The organism is Leptospira sp. B5-022, assembly GCF_000347035.1.
Taxonomy (GTDB): domain Bacteria; phylum Spirochaetota; class Leptospiria; order Leptospirales; family Leptospiraceae; genus Leptospira_B; species Leptospira_B cinconiae.
On sequence record NZ_ANIJ01000018.1, the window covers coordinates 110,146 to 125,838 of the forward strand.

A 15,693-nucleotide genomic window follows, 5' to 3' on the forward strand; every position below is an offset into this window, starting at 1 on the left:
CCCTTTTTTTGATTTGAAAGAAGCCTTGGGCTTCCAGATATTTCATGACAATGAGACGCAGATTGCTTTTATCATCCACCTCTTTGTTGATTTTACTCTTTGGATTCTTTTACATCGATTTTGAAATTTATGGAAAAAGTCAGTCAGCCGACACAACTTCGCCTTCTAGTATTCAATCGGGGCCGATGTTAGGTTACTCTACTCATAAAGAAGTAAAAATATGGGTCCAGACTAAGAGTCCTTCTAAAGTTTATGCGAAATATTTTATTTCCGGTAACCCGGAACAAAGTCACAATACTCGTGAAGTAACTACGGAACACTATAAGGGGAATGTTGCACATCTGATTGCGGATGTATTGGAACCGGGAAAAATATATGAATATTTAATTTATATCAATGGAAAACGCCAAGACCCCAAGTCTGAACAAAAGTTTAGGACACAACCGATTTGGATAGGAAAGCCGAGTGGACCGCCGGATATCAAATTCGCTTTGGGGAGTTGTGCATTCGTAAACGATCCAAAATACGACACTCAAACAAAACCTTATGGAGGAGAATATTTTATCTATCAATCCATCTCTGCTCGAAAACCGGATTTTATGATTTGGATGGGAGATAATGTATATTTAAGAGAACCGGATTGGGAGTCCAGAACTGGATTCATTTATCGTTATACGGAGCAGCGATCCTTGTCGGAACTGCAACCTTTGCTCGCGAACATTCATCATTATGCGGTCTGGGATGATCACGATTGGGGGCCGAATGATGGTGATGCATCCTTTTGGATGGGAGCGACAGCGGAAGAAATTTTCAAACTGTTTTGGGCCAATCCGAACTATTCGAAAAAAGGGATATATGGATCCTTCACTTGGGGGGATGCTCAATTCTTTTTGATGGACGATCGCAGCTTTAGGACTGCAAACGATAATAAAACAGGCCCAAGATCATTCTTCGGAGAGGAACAATTGGATTGGCTGGTCAATAGCTTAGCATTCTCCAAGGCTACTTTTAAGTTCGTAGTAGTAGGGGGTCAGGTCTTAAATCCGTTATCCGTTTTCGAGAATTATTCTACTTATGCGGAAGAAAGGGAAAAACTTCTTTCTAAAATTTCCAAATTAAAGATAAAAAATCTGATATTTTTGACCGGTGATAGACACTTTACGGAATTATCATATATCGAGGAAGGATTCGAATATCCTATATACGATTTTACCGTTTCACCATTGACTTCTTCCACTCACGCACCGATTACCGAAAAAAATCCTTTAAGGATCGAAGGTACTTTTGTAGACGATAAAAGGAATTTCGGAACGATAGAAATTACAGGTCCTTTAAAACAAAGGAACTTAGTATTTAGAATTTTTGATTCTTCAGGAAAAGAACTTTGGTCCAGGGAAATTAAGGCCAAATGAAAATCCAAACGTTTATGTTATATCTTCTTTCGGTCATATTTATCCTCTTTCTTGGACTTTTCGGCTTATTATATTCTAACCAGGACAAGTTAATCTTCTTCCCGGAAATTCTACCCGAGGATTTTCGTTTTACTTTTCCATACAAATTCCAGGAAGTCTCTTTGGAGTTGGAAGACGGAGAGAAGATATTTGGGTTATTCTTCCCTGCGCAAGGCCCTTCTAAAGGTACTGTTTTGTATTTTCATGGCAATGCGGGAAGTTTAAGGAGTTGGGGAGGAGCAGCCGAGGATTTTGTCCCGAAAGGTTGGGACCTTCTCATGACCGATTATAGAGGTTACGGAAAAAGTAGGGCCAAGTTAAACGAGAAGGGAATGTACCAGGATGCTGAACGTTGGTACGAATATTTGAAAACCGATAAATTGAAGAAGGAGAACGAGATCATTCTTTACGGAAGATCTATCGGAACCGGGGTTGCAGTGGATTTGGGAACCAAGACAAATCCCGGCCAAATTATATTAGAAACTCCTTATACTTCTTTGGCCGACCTGGCAAAAGAATATTATCCGTTTGTGTCTGAATGGTTTTTGTCTTATTCACTCAAATCGGAAGATAAGATAGGAAAATTGCGTTCTCCTATTACGATCATACATGGGAACGAGGACGAGATCATACCTTTCCGTCTGGGAAAAAAATTGTTTAAAACCGCTTTGGAATCGGGAGTAAAAACGGATTTTTTAGAAATAGAAGGAGGAAATCATAATAATCTTTCTTTATTTCCAGAATACCAAAAAGGATTGGAAAAAATCCTAGAATCAGTCCATCTAAACCGAAAAAAGTCAGGCTCTCAGAGATAATCTGGGAATAAAACTTTCAGTTTTGCGACCGTGTCCGGATTCCTGCGTTCAGGAGCGGTGATGATGGAATATTTAGTACTATTCTTCAGACTTAGATCGTCTCCATTTCCAAGATCCGGGATTAAGGCACTCAAAAGTTTTTTGGCATTCTCCGCATTCTTTCCTAGATTTGCCATCACCATTTCCGCAGTGACCGCTTCTTCATTCTCTCTCCAACAATCGTAGTCCGTGGACATACAGATCATTTGGTAAACGATCTCCGCCTCTCTTGCAAGTTTAGCTTCCGGAAGTACACTCATATTAATAATATCTCCTCCCCAGGAACGATACATATGAGATTCCGCTCTTGTTGAGAATAGAGGTCCTTCCATACAAACCAAGGTTTTGTTTTGGTGGATAGGAAGATTGATCTTTAGAGCCGCCTTATTAATTCTATCGCTCAGATTTTTGGAAAAAGGGTCGGCGAATGGAGCATGAGCCACCACACCCTTTCCGAAGAATGTGGATTCTCTCCCTCTGGTCCTGTCAATAATCTGGTTAGGAAGAACAAAGTCCAAAGGTTTGATCTCTTCCCTCAAACTTCCGACGGAGCTGAAAGCTACGATCTCTTCTACGCCTAAAATTTTGAGTGCGCAGATATTCGCTTTCATAGGGACTTCGTGAGGCATGATAAAATGTCCCACTCCGTGACGAGGGAGAAATGCGATCAGTTTGTCGTGGATCTTTCCGATCTTGATCGTGTCGGACGGTTTACCCCAAGGTGTTTCCGGAAGGACTTCTTCGACAAGTTCCATTCCATCCAGACTATAGAGACCTGTGCCTCCGATAACTGCAGCTTTTACTTTGGTCCCCATATCCCCCTCTCCTCTTGCCCGGAATAAATTCCATATATCGAAATATGGGTCCGATTGTAAAGAAGAAGGAAATGAAAAGGTCTTAGGAATTACCGCTCAATATTTTTAACTCGGAAGCCTTTGTTTTGATCCGATCAATCTCCGAATTTAAGTTGGCTGAATCTTCGTTGATCTCATTAATATCTTTTTCTAATTGGGACATGGTTCGGATCATTTCTTTTTGGCCCAAGGATTGTTCCTTTTCAGACTCATAGATCTCACTGGAAACAGATTTGATACTTTCCAATTCACTTAAGAATTTACGAATAATATTTGTCTGCTCTAAGTAAAGTTTGTTCATCTGAACGATCCTATCCGAAGTTTCCAGGATCTTGAATTTTTGTTTTTCGGTTAGATCTCCCGTTTCCGCCGAAGCACTTTTTGCTTCTTGGATAAAACTTTGGGACTGTCTTACGATCGTAGAGATGGACTTCGCGTTTTCCGAGGTAAAGTCTGCGAGTTTACTAACTTCGTTTGCGACTACCGCAAATCCTCTTCCTGCTTCTCCCGCTCTTGCTGCTTCGATAGACGCGTTTAATGCGAGAAGGTTCGTTTTATCCGCTATCTCTCCCATGATCTGGTTAATCTGATCCACTTTGTCAAAGGAACCGGCAATGTCTGCCAGATATGATTTGGTCTTTTCGGCAGCGATGGTCACATTCTCCATATCCGCTTTATTATCATTTGCGAATGAGGAAAGTGCTTCGCTATAGCCTGTTATATTAGAAACTATATCTCCTAACTTTTTGGAATCGTCCACAAGCTCGTTCAAACTTGTGTTTTGTGATTCAATGGATCTAGAAGTATTTGTAGACGCGGCTGAGAGTTCTTCTAATACCGCATTTACCTCTTCCAAGGCTGCTGCTTGGGATTCCATTTTTTCTCCCATACGATTGATAAATTGTGCAAATTTTACGATAGAATCTTCCAAACTGATCGCAGAATCTTTGATGATCGATTGATTCTCGCTTAGTTTTTCGAGGAGATCTTTGGAGTCGGAATAGAGACGGTTTCCTTCCTCCGTCAGTCTTAGAAATAATCTCATCAATTGAGCTAGTATTACGCTCGCAACGAATATAAATGCAATTTTGATGATTTCGGTGGAAGCGCTTATATTATAAGGAAGTTTCGCTTCTTCCGGATCCATTACGAAACCTGCACCATTTTTAAGAGCGCATACAAGAGCGACTATCGCACCCGCGGTGGAGAATGCCCCAACTACCAAAACAAAAATCCTTTCTCCCAATAGGCAGGAGTAGATCATTATATAAAAATAAATGAAGAATAATACGACGTTCTTCAAAGTTCCAGCCGCTACATCCGGAGAAACGAAAGTGTCCAAGATCAAGGTCGCACTTAGGACATTCACATCGAATAATACGAAAAGTTTATGAAATCCAATGGACATATTCTTTTTGCGATTTGCCACAAAATTGAAAATGCAGTATAGACCCATAAAAGCCGTACCGCCTGCGTGAACCATAAATTGTAAGGGTTGAAAACTCTTATAGGCTCCCGCCAAAGAAACGATAAAAAGTAAGACTAGCCCGAGCCGTATCCGGTTGATTACGATAGCCCCGTTCTTCCAGATTTGCAGGATCGTGGACTCCGCTTTTATATAGGAAATTTCCATTCTTACCTCGACTAAGAGCATTATCGGAGGCAGATGTTCATGTCTGAATATGAAGGGCCCCGAAAGATCTTTTAGAATAGACGGAATTTACCTAATCAGACTAACGTTGGGGGTCCGTTTATTCGTAAGAATGCCCGCTGAATATACGTTACATATCTTAAGAAAGGGAAGATCTTACTTCATCCAGGATACGATCCATTTCCAAGATACCGGCTTCGAATAAGGCAGGTCCCGGCTGTAAAATAATCGCAGGGTCCATCTCGAAAATTTTATCGTTTTTGATCGCCGGAATGTCTTTCCATTCTTCTCTGGTTCGAACCCATTCAAAATCCATTGGTTTTCCGCACCAGCTTCCGATGATCAGGTCCGGTTTTGTGTCCGCCACTTCATGAAGGCTAACGATCCTGTCTTTGGCTAAAGATTTTTCTTTTAAATGTCCGAAACAATCAACTGCTCCAACGATCTCTAATAGCTCGGAAACCCATCGGATCCCTGTTATGATCGGATGATCCCATTCTTGGAAAAAAACCTTGAGTTTAGGTTTAGAAGAAGAACGTTCTTTGATCTCCTTTAATTTTTTCTCATAAGATTTCACGAGTTTGGAAACCTGTTCCGACTTTCCTATCAGCGATCCCACCATTAATATGGTCTGAAAAATTTCGTCCAAACTTCTTTGGTTGGTGATCAATACATTCAGACCTTCTTTTACCAGATCATGAGAAAGTTGAGCCTGAATATCCGAGAAACCGATGATCAGATCAGGACCTAGATCTTTGATCTTCTTGATGTTTCCGTTAATGAAAGCGGAAACCCTGGGTTTTTCCTCTTTTGCTCGTGAAGGTCTCTCCGTATATGCCGAGATCCCTACGATTCTATCTTCTTCTCCTAATAAATAGAGAAGTTCCGTAGTTTCTTCAGTTAAACATACGATTCTTTGCGGACCAATTCTACTCAACTGTGATACTTCTTCTTATCTTCTATTAATTTTTCGACTACACTTGGATCCGCTAATGTGGAGATATCTCCTAACCCTTCGAATTCACCCGAAGCGATCTTACGAAGGATCCTTCTCATAATTTTTCCGGATCTGGTTTTAGGAAGTCCAGGCGCCCAGTGGATGACATCCGGTCTTGCGATCTTTCCGATCATTTTTTCGACAGTGGTTATCAGATCTTTTTTTAGAGAATCGTTTGTTGCTACTCCTTCCTTCACTGTGACATAGGCATAAATTCCCTGGCCTTTGATGTCATGTGGAAATCCAACAACTGCAGCTTCTGCAACGGAAAGATTTTCCACAAGAGCGCTTTCCACTTCTGCAGAACCGATTCTATGACCGGAAACGTTAATCACATCGTCTACACGACCTGTGATCCAATAATATCCATCCTTATCTCTTCTTGCTCCATCTCCCGTAAAATAATACCCTTTATAAATGGAGAAGTAGGTATCGAAAAATCTTTTCGAGTCTTTATACACTCCTCTCATCATAGAAGGCCAGGGAGATTTGATGGCCAGATTGCCTGAGACTTCTCCCTTAGAATTGATCTCTTTTCCTTCATCATCTAACAGAACAGGCTGCACTCCGAAGAATGGAAGAGTTGCAGATCCGGGTTTTTGTGCGATTGCCCCAGGTAGCGGAGAGATCATAATCGCACCGGTCTCCGTCTGCCACCAAGTGTCTACGATAGGACATTTGGACTTTCCTACATATTTAAAATACCATTCCCAAGCTTCCGGATTAATAGGTTCTCCTACCGATCCGATCAATCTAAGAGTGTTTAAGTTTCTTTTTTCGATAGGATCTGTTCCTTCTCTCATTAAAGAACGAATAGCAGTAGGAGCAGTGTAGAATATTGTAACACCGTGTTTATCGATCACATCCCAAAATCTTCCTACATCAGGATAGGTAGGAACTCCTTCAAACATAACGGAAGTAGCTCCATTAGAGAGAGGACCGTATACCAAATAACTATGACCTGTCACCCAACCGATATCGGCAGTACACCAATATGTATCCGTAGGTTTGATATCGAAGATATAATGAAAGGTCATATTGACCCCGAGAAGATATCCTCCTGTCGTATGAAGAACTCCTTTCGGTTTTCCGGTAGAACCGGAAGTGTATAGAATGAACAAAGGATCTTCCGAGTCCATTTGTTCCGGTTTACAATATGCAGGAAGTTCGGGATCGTTCATCAGATAATGCCACCAATGATCCCTTCCTTCTTTCCAATTCAGTTCCGTTTCTTGACCTGTCCTTCTCACTACGATCACATTATTTACTTTTTCAGAAGATTGATCCAAAGCGGTGTCGACCGCCTTTTTTAGATCCAGAATTTTGCCACCCCTATAACCTCCATCGGAAGTTACGATCAATCTCGGTTTACAATCTTCTATCCGGCTTTGCAAGGCTTCCGGGGAAAAACCTCCGAATACTACCGAATGGATCGCACCGATACGAGTACATGCAAGAATTGTAATGGCGAGCTCGGGAATCATGGGCAGGTATACCATGACCACGTCACCTTTTCTGATCCCGGAACTTTTTAGAACATTTGCAAGTTTGTTCACTTCCCGATACAAATCAAAATACGTATACGTTTTGGACTCGTGGGGATTGTCTCCTTCCCAAATGATTGCTGCCTTATTTTTTAAGGGTGAATCCAGATGACGGTCCAAACAATTGTAAGAGACATTGATCTTGCCTCCTTCGAACCATTTTACTTTTGCATTCTTAAAATCGTGATCTAAAACTTTGTTCCATTTTTTAAACCAGGTCAACCGGGTGGAAGCTTCTCTTGCCCAAAACTTTTTAGGATTTTCGATGGATTCTTTGTATAATGCCTTATAATCCTTGAGGTTGATATTCGCCGTTTTTTTAAAATGAACGAACGGCTGGACGATTCTTTCTTTCGACATGGCTTCTTCCTTCGCAATCGAATACCAAACTTTTTTATTTCCGTATTGTCCACTCATTCTCGAACCGACCATGGAAACATTGCGAAAACCGAGTTTTCTATGGGGCGCTCGAGATTCACTTGGGGTGTCTTCGATTACGCCTCTGGCTATCTCAGACAATCTCGCTTCCTATGGGGCGCTCGATTGGTTGCAAAAAAGTTGAACATTTGTTTTGAATTTTCAAATTTTATCTTACAGTTCTTGCTTAGGTTTTTCACATAAAATTATGATTGTTATGAAAAAAAGAATGCCCCCCGACCGTATTTTAGCAGGCTCGCCTCAATGTCAGAAAAATCGGATACCCGGGAAAGTTGGAAGCGTAGGTTTCTCGTATGGTTAGTACCTACTCTAGTAGTTTTTTTACAAAGGATCATCGGACTCACCTCAAGAAAGGTGGAATTGGGAAAGGAGCATTTTAATTCTCTATATCCTTTGAAGAAGCCGTTTATCCTTTCCGTTTGGCATACGAACGTTCTTTATTCACCGTACTTGAATAAGAATCGCAAGTTAGCCGTTTTAATCTCTGAGTCTAAAGACGGCGATTTTATTACCGGAGTGGTGCATAAATTCGGTAACGGAAGTATTCGTGGGAGTTCCTCCAAAGGTGGTTCGAAAGCTCTTAAGGCAATGATCGTTCATCTCAGAAAAAATCTTCCTGCAGCGTTTACTCCGGACGGACCGAGAGGTCCCGCTTGGATCGTTCAGCCGGGGGTCATCGCCGCCGCTCAGGTCTCTCAGGTACCGATCTTACCTTTTCATTATGAATGTACAAAACAATGGATTGCAGAAAAGTCTTGGGATAAACATAGGATCCCGAAACCTTTCACAACCTTTGTAATCTCTTACGGGGAGCCCATCATGATCCCTAGAGATCTGGATGAGGCCGGCTTCGAAAGAGAAAGACTGAGAGTAGAGAAAGCAATGCTCGAAAATAAACTTCGAGCAGAACAAAAGGCGGAAGAACTTAGAGGTAAAACCTCTCTTAGGTCGAACCTGTCCGAATTAGATCTAGAAACTCGCTCCTAGTTACCATATTCGTTTTAAATTCTCCGAGCATACAAGAAGTGAAAAGTTCGGAGTTTTGTTTTTCCACTCCTCTCATCATCATACAAAGATGTTTTGCCTTGATGACTACGGCAACGCCCAAAGGATCGAGGACTTCCATGAGGGCGTATGCAATTTGTTCGGTCATTCTTTCCTGAACCTGTAACCTTCTCGCAAATACGTCCACAATACGTGGGATCTTGGAAATCCCGATGATCTTTTTATTCGGAATATAACCTACGTGAGCCTTTCCAAAAAAAGGAAGAAGATGATGCTCGCAAAGAGAATACATTTCGATGTCCCGGACAAGAACCATACCTTGGCTGTCTTCTTCGAAAATAGCTCCGTTTACAATCGTATCAATGTCCGCCTTATAACCGGATGTCAGGAATTCGTAAGCTTTTCGGACTCTTTTAGGAGTGTTTAAAAGTCCTTCTCGACTCGGATCTTCTCCGATAGCTTTTAATATACTCGTTACTTCGTTTTCCAAGGTGTCTCTCCGTTCTTCGCTTTGAAAAATGTATGTAGTTAGACTCGTCTGGACAAGTCTCGGCAGTTTCCTTCTCTTTTCAAGGGGAAAAGCGATTGGCTTGCCATTCCGACTTCATCCTATACGATGGTTTAAATTTTCCATGAAGCTCAGTAGGATCAAAATCGGATTCGATGCAAGGATGATTGCCCATTCAGGGATCGGTTCCAGGATCAAAGGACTTTTACATTGGCTTGGAGATACCGCAGCTAAAAAAGGGATCGATATTGTTCTTTTGGGAAATCCCGATCTTATAAAAAAGAACCTATCCCCTAAGGTTTTATCTACTTACGAGATCTTAGAATATAATGCAGGGATCTATTCTATCAAAGAATGGTTCGGGTTCCCTGAGATGAAAGAATTCGATCTATTGGATATTCCCCATTTTAACGCTCCCTTAAAATTCATAGATCGTTGTGTGGTAACTATCCACGATATTATTCCGTTTAGAATGAAACAGTTTCATTCTTCCTTTTTGAAACAAGTCTATTTGAAACTTGTATTTTTGCTCATTCGGAAGAAGGCTAAAAGGATTATCACTGTTTCCGATTTTACCGCAAAGGATATTATCGAAGTTTTTTCTTTTTCTCCGTTTCAGATTCGCACCATTTATAACGGTTTGGACTCTAAAATTTTTTCTCCTAAAAGTGATCCGGAAAAGAAGAAGTTCCTAAAACGATATGGACTAAAACCCGGATACTTACTCAGTGTTGGGATCGGAAAGGAGCATAAAAATTTAGGATTTGTACTTCGTTCTCTCAAAAAACTTTGGTCCGAAAAAAAGTTCAAAATAGATTGGGTGATCGCGGGTTCAGGCGGAAAACTTCCGGAATATTTGGCGGAAGAAGCAAAAGGGTGGGAAGATAGAATTAAATTAGTTCCGTATTTGTCCGAACAGGAACTGGCCGCTCTATATTCTGCAGCCAAGTTACTTGTTTACCCATCTTTATACGAAGGATTCGGTTTTCCGCCTATTGAAGCTCAGTCTTGCGGTTGTCCTGTTTATTCTTCTAACTCGAGCGTTCTTCCTGAAATATTAGAAGATACTGCATTCTTCTTTGATCCCAAAGATTCCGCTTCTTTCGAAATAGGTTTGGTTCAGTTATTGGATTCCCCTAAACTTCTGAATTCCAAGACCAAAGCAGGATTAAAAAATTCTAAACGATTTGATTGGAAAAAATCCGCAACCGATATTGTAGAAGAATATTTGCGACTGATGAATAGCGGATCTAAGGATTTTTAAAACGAGATTTTCCGAGGGAAATTTTTCTTTCTTCTATTTCGAGTCGGATCGATTTTCTTTCGTCTTCCGAATACATAGTCCATCTTCCGATCTCTTCTAAGGTCCGATAACAACCTTCGCAGAGACCGGTTTCATGATCCATATTGCATATTTTTATACAAGGAGAACGAACAATCATCCTAAGAACTACTTGGCCTTTTGGACCTTCTTCTTATTGGACGTTGTTTTTTTAGGTTTCGCTTTTGCGGATTTTGCAATTGAGACGCTTCCATTTACGTCTACCATTCCGGACAATTCGGTAAATAGGGAAAGTCCTGAAATTTTTCCCGGAACGATCACGTGGGCCGCTCCGTTATTTCTGAGAACTTCCGCTTCTTTCGGGTCATCCGTAGTTAGAATGATCTTAGGCTGGTGATGTCGACAGATACTTTTCAAGGACTCAAGCAGCCTGCGGTTGGTAGTTCCTTTTAGGATCATATCGGAAACCGTACAGACAATATATCTTGCCTCTTCTATTCCTAAATGATGAAGGCTTTCAGGGTTCGCTAGATCTCCGTACGCCCAGCGGATACCTTTGGATTCCAAAGTTTGTCTATAGATCGGATTAAAATCCACAACCAATATTCTTTTTAACCAAGAAGGTTTATCTTCTTCTATCCCGTCGATCAAACCTTGGGCTATTCTGAAATATCCTAAGACTACGATATCCCTTTTGGTCTCTCCGGTGACTTGGGATTCTAATGGTTCTTTGTTTTCCTTTACCCCAAAGATGGATAAGAAGGAGATGATTCCTCTTGCGATCTTATCGTTAAATAGGATCACATAAGTGGAGATGATGGAAGCGATGATCATAGAAGTCAGAACAATCGCTTGTAGATCTTTTCCGATATGTTCTTTTTGCACTCCGAGCGCCAAGATCACCAAAGAGAATTCCGAAATTTGTGCTAAGTTCAGACCCGCAACAATTCCGGCTCTTAAACCTTTTCCGGAGAGGAATACGGTAGGCGCAATAATCAAAACCCGGCTCACTAAAACGAACCCAACCGCTAAGAATGCAAGACCTAAGTCGCTTGCACTTGGAGCTTGGATTTTCATCCCGAGAGCCACGAAAAATAATGTAATGAAGAAGTCTCGGATCCCGGAAAGTTTACTGATCACATCCGCGCCATAAGGGAAGGCGGCTATACTCACGCCTGCGATCAATGCTCCCATCTCTTTGGAAAGTTCTAACTTTTCCGCAACACCGCATAAGAAGAAACACCAGGCGATAGAAGTGATCAAAACCAATTCAGGCTTGGATGCAGCAAACAAGAAAAGTTTGGATAGAATAAAACGGCTGATTAAAAAGGAGAACGCTACAAGAGCTATACCTTTTACCAACGATGTAAGCACATTGAGTATCTGCGGATCCTGTAAATCGGGCTGTATTCCCATAAAAAGAATAGCCCAGATATCCTGTAAGACCAAAACCCCTATCGTAAGTCGCCCTGCTACCGTGCTGATCTCAAACTTATCGTGAAGCAACTTGACCACGATCATTGTGGAACTGAGAGAGAGTGCGATTGCAAAGTAGAGAAGATCAAAATTTCCGGGAGCAGGCGGGAAGAAGGAGCGGAATACAAACCAAGCGGCCGCAACTCCTAAGAAGAATTGTAGGACCCCCAATGCGAACATGGATTTTCCCATTCTTGCTAATTCTTTCAGATCGATCTCTAAACCGATGATGAATAACAAAAGGATCAAACCGATCTCGGAGATCAGTTCTATACTTTCTTCACTTTTAACGTAACCTATGGTCAGCTTTCCACCAACATAAGGTCCGAACAATGGGCCGATGACTAACCCGGCGACCACGTAACCTAAAACCAGAGGTTGTTTGAATGCTTTCGCTATAATTGCGAACATGGTCGCGAAAATGATACTAAGAGCAATATCAACTAATAAAGTAAGCGAATGATGTTCCATCTTGCCGGTCCGGATTCTCCTTAGATGATTTTTGGGGAAAGGATATTACAAAAAGAAATTATTAAATGAATATAGTCCATTCTCTTTTGGCACGGATTTTTACATCCAAATAATGAGGGAGACAGGCTTCTCGGAAAATTTCAGTCGTTGGACTTAAATAAGTCCTTCACTGCGTCTTTTGCTTTGGACAAGGTATAATCGTCCCTATCGATCAACACGAAATCCAAATTTTCTTTTTCTATTCGAGCCAAAACTTTGGCGATATCGGCGGGGGATTTTAAGTTGGTGGCCAGATATTTGAATTTGGTGCCACATTCAGGACAAGACTTATCCTTAGTATAATTTAAACCCAGATGTTTACACTTTCCGCAAGTCCCGTACAGATCATCGATGATCATTAACTGAGAAGAAACTTCGCTTACGCTCAGTTTTTTCCAGACCCGGATGTATTTTTTATCTTCGGCCGACATTCTTTTAAAAAAACGAATTCGAAGGATTAGTCAAGGGTTTTACGGATCGTTTGCAGAATGAGAGAAGTCGCTTCTTCCAATTCGGATTTGGAAATACAAAGAGGAGGAGCAAAACGGATCGTATGATCATGAGTTTGTTTCGCGAGAATTCCGAACTCTAAAAGTTTGTAACAGATCTTTTTCGCTCTCGGGCCAGTTTCATCCGGGAAAAATTCCACTGCGTTTAACAATCCTTTTCCTCGGATCTCTTTTATTTTACCGGTATATTCGCTCTTCAGGCTTTCCAGAGAAGAACGGAATTCTATCCCTCTCATCTCCGAGTTCTCCGAGAGATTTTCCTCTAATAATACTTGCACGGCGGTTTTGGCAACTGCTGCGGCTAACGGATTCCCTCCGAATGTGGAACCGTGGGTTCCGGGTTTTAATGTAAGAATGATCTCGTCGGAACCTAAAACAGCGGAAACGGGAAGCGTTCCGCCGGATAATGCTTTGCCTAATACGAGTAGATCCGGTTTTACATTCTCATGATCCGCTGCTAAAAGTTTTCCCGTTCTGCCAAGTCCGGTTTGTACCTCGTCTAGGATCAAGAGCACATTATACTCTGAACAAAGTTTGCGGACTTCTTTGAGATAACCTTCTTTCGGAACGATTACTCCTGCTTCTCCTTGGATGGGCTCTACCATAAATGCAGCTACATTAGGATCTTCTAATTCTTTTTTTAAAGTTTCCGTATCGTCGAATGGAATAATGGAAAATCCCGGAACAAAAGGCCCAAAGTCTCCTCTGCTAGTAGGATCAGTAGAAGCGGAAATCGCACCGATACTTCTTCCCCAAAAGTTTCCGGAAGCAAAAACGATCTTCGCTTTGTCCGTTGGAATTTTTTTGACTTGGTATCCCCATCTTCTTGCAAGCTTGACTGAAGTTTCGGCTGCTTCTACACCTGTGTTCATAGGGACCATTCTATCGAATCCGAATGTGTCACATAAAAATTTTTCCATAGGACCGAGTTGGTCATTATAGAATGCTCTGGAGGTGAGAGTTAGTTTTTCGGATTGGGTCTTTAAGGTTTCTATAATTTTAGGATGGCAATGACCTTGGTTCACAGCGCTGTATGCGGATAAAAAATCGAAATATTTTTTTCCATCCGTATCCCAAAGAAAGATACCTTTCCCTCTCTCCAACACAACGGGAAGAGGTTCGTAATTAAATGCTCCGTACTCTTTCTCGGTATCGAAGTAAAATTGGGATGTTTGCGTATGCATCGTACTCGATTCTAACCGGTTCAAGAGTCACACAAGGAGATTTCGGTATTTTACCTTGACTTTTATGTTTCAACTTGTTGAAATTTATTACATGCAATTCTCTTTTCGAAAAATATCCGCTTCTGTCCCCATTGTTTTTGCGATTATGTTCCTTACGAACTGCCTTTATACGAATATCAAATCTCCAGGCTGGTATTATTCTCAAAGTTATTCGGACGTAAGAGGAATGGAACCTGTAGGAAAATTGGAAGGCCTGTCCTGCGGAACTAGCTGGCTTTGGATGGTTTACACAGGGGATGAGAGTTATGAAACCGCAGTCCAAAATGCGATCAAGGACAAGGCGGATCTTCTTTTTGACGTTCAAACGGATTATAGTTATAAATCTTTTATATTCGCTCTTTATTTTGAAAAATGTACCAGGGTGACCGGGATCGGAGTGAAACTGCCTCAAAGACTTTTGAAAAAAGAATGAAACTCATTCCTTACAAACGGATCTTTTTTCTAATTCTGATCTTCGCAGAGTTGGTTGGTTGTATTCAAATGGGAGGGGCAAACAGGGCCTTGGTCCGCAGGAATCCGGAACCTTATCCTACCGGGATCGGTATTCCTCCAGACAACGATGTTCATCTGAACGGTGCAAATTTCAGGGACCCTTCCATCCATTATGGAGAATCCTCCACTAAGTTGCGAACAGGTGGTTTTGACGGTTATATCCGAGCTACTACTTCTCTTCCTCATAAGGATATGTTCCATGCATCGTTAGATGGTTGGGATTGGTCGGAACATAGGATCGTAAGATTCGTAGGAGAAAGTAAGGGATGCCAATTCGGGGTACGTTTGTTTCTTCCCATTAAACGAGGATCTAACGATGCATTCATTCCGATCCACTTTACTTTCGGGAACAAAAGTTTTTACGAAGAATTGGGTGAGCAGATGAAGTTGAATTCTATTGAAGCCTTATTCGATAGTAGGCTGGACGTAGAGTACACCGCCTATATTTTCGGATTATTCAGAAGAAAATGTCTGAGGTTTCAAAGTTATGGCATCCAAAAATTCTAATTCTATTCCATTATTCTTATCTTCGATATTAGGTTTTTTAGCAGTGGCAATTGGAGCATTCGGGGCCCATGGATTAAAATCAGTATTAGCTCCGGACTTGCTTACCATTTACGAAACTGGAGCAAGATATCATCTCATCCATGCGGTAGTTTTACTCGTATTAGCACTGAGCGGAAAACTTTCGGAATCCAAGTTCAGAAGGATCGGATTTTGGCTCATCTTCAGCGGGATCTTGGTCTTCTCCGGTTCCTTATATGCACTTTCCTTAACTGGGATCAGAGTTTTAGGTGCGATTACACCCTTCGGTGGATTAGCATTTTTAAGCGGCTGGGTATCCATCGCTTATTCCGCTTTTTCAGAGAAAGAATAAG

At 41.4% G+C, this 15,693-nt stretch carries 16 protein-coding genes; 7 read left to right on the plus strand and 9 right to left on the minus strand.

Annotation, left to right across the window (positions count from 1 at the left end):
• Positions 1–50 precede the first annotated feature (50 nt).
• Entirely contained in the window at positions 51–1,412 is a 1,362-nt protein-coding gene (locus tag LEP1GSC192_RS08475; protein WP_036089600.1) for an alkaline phosphatase D family protein, read from the plus strand.
• Positions 1,409–2,266, plus strand: a complete 858-nt coding sequence (locus tag LEP1GSC192_RS08480; protein ID WP_020769494.1) for an alpha/beta hydrolase — start codon at positions 1,409–1,411, stop codon at positions 2,264–2,266. Before LEP1GSC192_RS08475 ends, LEP1GSC192_RS08480 begins: the two co-directional genes overlap by 4 nt.
• On the opposite strand, the gene mtnP is transcribed toward LEP1GSC192_RS08480, so the two are convergent.
• From mtnP to acs, 4 genes are all read right to left on the minus strand, one after another.
• Entirely contained in the window at positions 2,257–3,120 is an 864-nt protein-coding gene (mtnP, locus tag LEP1GSC192_RS08485) for an S-methyl-5'-thioadenosine phosphorylase (RefSeq protein WP_020769841.1), read from the minus strand. The genes LEP1GSC192_RS08480 and mtnP overlap by 10 nt on opposite strands.
• A gap of 82 nt (positions 3,121–3,202) precedes the next feature.
• Positions 3,203–4,792: a methyl-accepting chemotaxis protein gene (locus tag LEP1GSC192_RS08490; RefSeq protein ID WP_020769705.1), complete on the minus strand. Its 1,590-nt coding sequence runs from the start codon at positions 4,790–4,792 to the stop codon at positions 3,203–3,205.
• A gap of 157 nt (positions 4,793–4,949) precedes the next feature.
• Positions 4,950–5,747 carry a cobalamin-binding protein gene (locus LEP1GSC192_RS08495; protein WP_020769585.1) on the minus strand — a complete coding sequence of 266 codons (798 nt, stop codon included), beginning with the start codon at positions 5,745–5,747 and terminating at the stop codon, positions 4,950–4,952.
• The gene (gene acs / locus LEP1GSC192_RS08500; protein WP_036089601.1) at positions 5,744–7,711 is read right to left on the minus strand and encodes an acetate--CoA ligase; all 1,968 of its coding nucleotides are present in this window, start codon (positions 7,709–7,711) and stop codon (positions 5,744–5,746) included. Before acs ends, LEP1GSC192_RS08495 begins: the two co-directional genes overlap by 4 nt.
• Before the next feature lie 321 nt (positions 7,712–8,032).
• Between acs and LEP1GSC192_RS08505 the strand changes: the two genes are divergently transcribed.
• Positions 8,033–8,776, plus strand: coding sequence for a lysophospholipid acyltransferase family protein (locus tag LEP1GSC192_RS08505; RefSeq protein WP_020769584.1), 744 nt, complete (start codon positions 8,033–8,035; stop codon positions 8,774–8,776).
• Here LEP1GSC192_RS08505 and folE read toward each other — a convergent pair.
• Complete coding sequence (gene folE / locus LEP1GSC192_RS08510) at positions 8,733–9,284, minus strand: GTP cyclohydrolase I FolE (protein WP_020769478.1); 552 nt, start codon at positions 9,282–9,284, stop codon at positions 8,733–8,735. The two genes, LEP1GSC192_RS08505 and folE, sit on opposite strands and share 44 nt — an antisense overlap.
• A 142-nt stretch (positions 9,285–9,426) precedes the next feature.
• On the opposite strand from folE, the gene LEP1GSC192_RS08515 reads away from it, so the two are divergent.
• Complete coding sequence (locus tag LEP1GSC192_RS08515; protein WP_036089467.1) at positions 9,427–10,566, plus strand: glycosyltransferase family 1 protein; 1,140 nt, start codon at positions 9,427–9,429, stop codon at positions 10,564–10,566.
• Here LEP1GSC192_RS08515 and LEP1GSC192_RS19435 read toward each other — a convergent pair.
• The 4 genes from LEP1GSC192_RS19435 to rocD form a co-directional block, all read right to left on the minus strand.
• Positions 10,553–10,744 carry a DUF1289 domain-containing protein gene (locus LEP1GSC192_RS19435; RefSeq protein ID WP_081603582.1) on the minus strand — a complete coding sequence of 64 codons (192 nt, stop codon included), beginning with the start codon at positions 10,742–10,744 and terminating at the stop codon, positions 10,553–10,555. The genes LEP1GSC192_RS08515 and LEP1GSC192_RS19435 overlap by 14 nt on opposite strands.
• Before the next feature lie 8 nt (positions 10,745–10,752).
• Positions 10,753–12,531, minus strand: a complete 1,779-nt coding sequence (locus tag LEP1GSC192_RS08520; protein WP_036089469.1) for a cation:proton antiporter — start codon at positions 12,529–12,531, stop codon at positions 10,753–10,755.
• Between the two features lie 140 nt (positions 12,532–12,671).
• Positions 12,672–13,001, minus strand: coding sequence for a hypothetical protein (locus tag LEP1GSC192_RS08525; RefSeq protein ID WP_020769888.1), 330 nt, complete (start codon positions 12,999–13,001; stop codon positions 12,672–12,674).
• Positions 13,002–13,027: 26 nt separating this feature from the next.
• Positions 13,028–14,263: an ornithine--oxo-acid transaminase gene (gene rocD, locus LEP1GSC192_RS08530; protein WP_020769785.1), complete on the minus strand. Its 1,236-nt coding sequence runs from the start codon at positions 14,261–14,263 to the stop codon at positions 13,028–13,030.
• Between the two features lie 145 nt (positions 14,264–14,408).
• Here rocD and LEP1GSC192_RS08535 point away from each other — a divergent pair, with 145 nt between their 5' ends.
• Genes LEP1GSC192_RS08535 through LEP1GSC192_RS08545 form a run of 3 tightly spaced genes read left to right on the plus strand, consistent with a single transcriptional unit; the run spans position 14,409 to position 15,692 of the window.
• Entirely contained in the window at positions 14,409–14,735 is a 327-nt protein-coding gene (locus tag LEP1GSC192_RS08535; protein WP_369750127.1) for a TRL-like family protein, read from the plus strand.
• On the plus strand, positions 14,732–15,322 hold the full coding sequence (locus LEP1GSC192_RS08540) for a hypothetical protein (RefSeq protein WP_020769513.1): 591 nt from the start codon (positions 14,732–14,734) through the stop codon (positions 15,320–15,322). The genes LEP1GSC192_RS08535 and LEP1GSC192_RS08540 overlap by 4 nt, the downstream gene beginning before the upstream one ends.
• On the plus strand, positions 15,303–15,692 hold the full coding sequence (locus LEP1GSC192_RS08545; protein WP_020769720.1) for a DUF423 domain-containing protein: 390 nt from the start codon (positions 15,303–15,305) through the stop codon (positions 15,690–15,692). Before LEP1GSC192_RS08540 ends, LEP1GSC192_RS08545 begins: the two co-directional genes overlap by 20 nt.
• The last annotated feature ends 1 nt before the right edge of the window (position 15,693 follow it).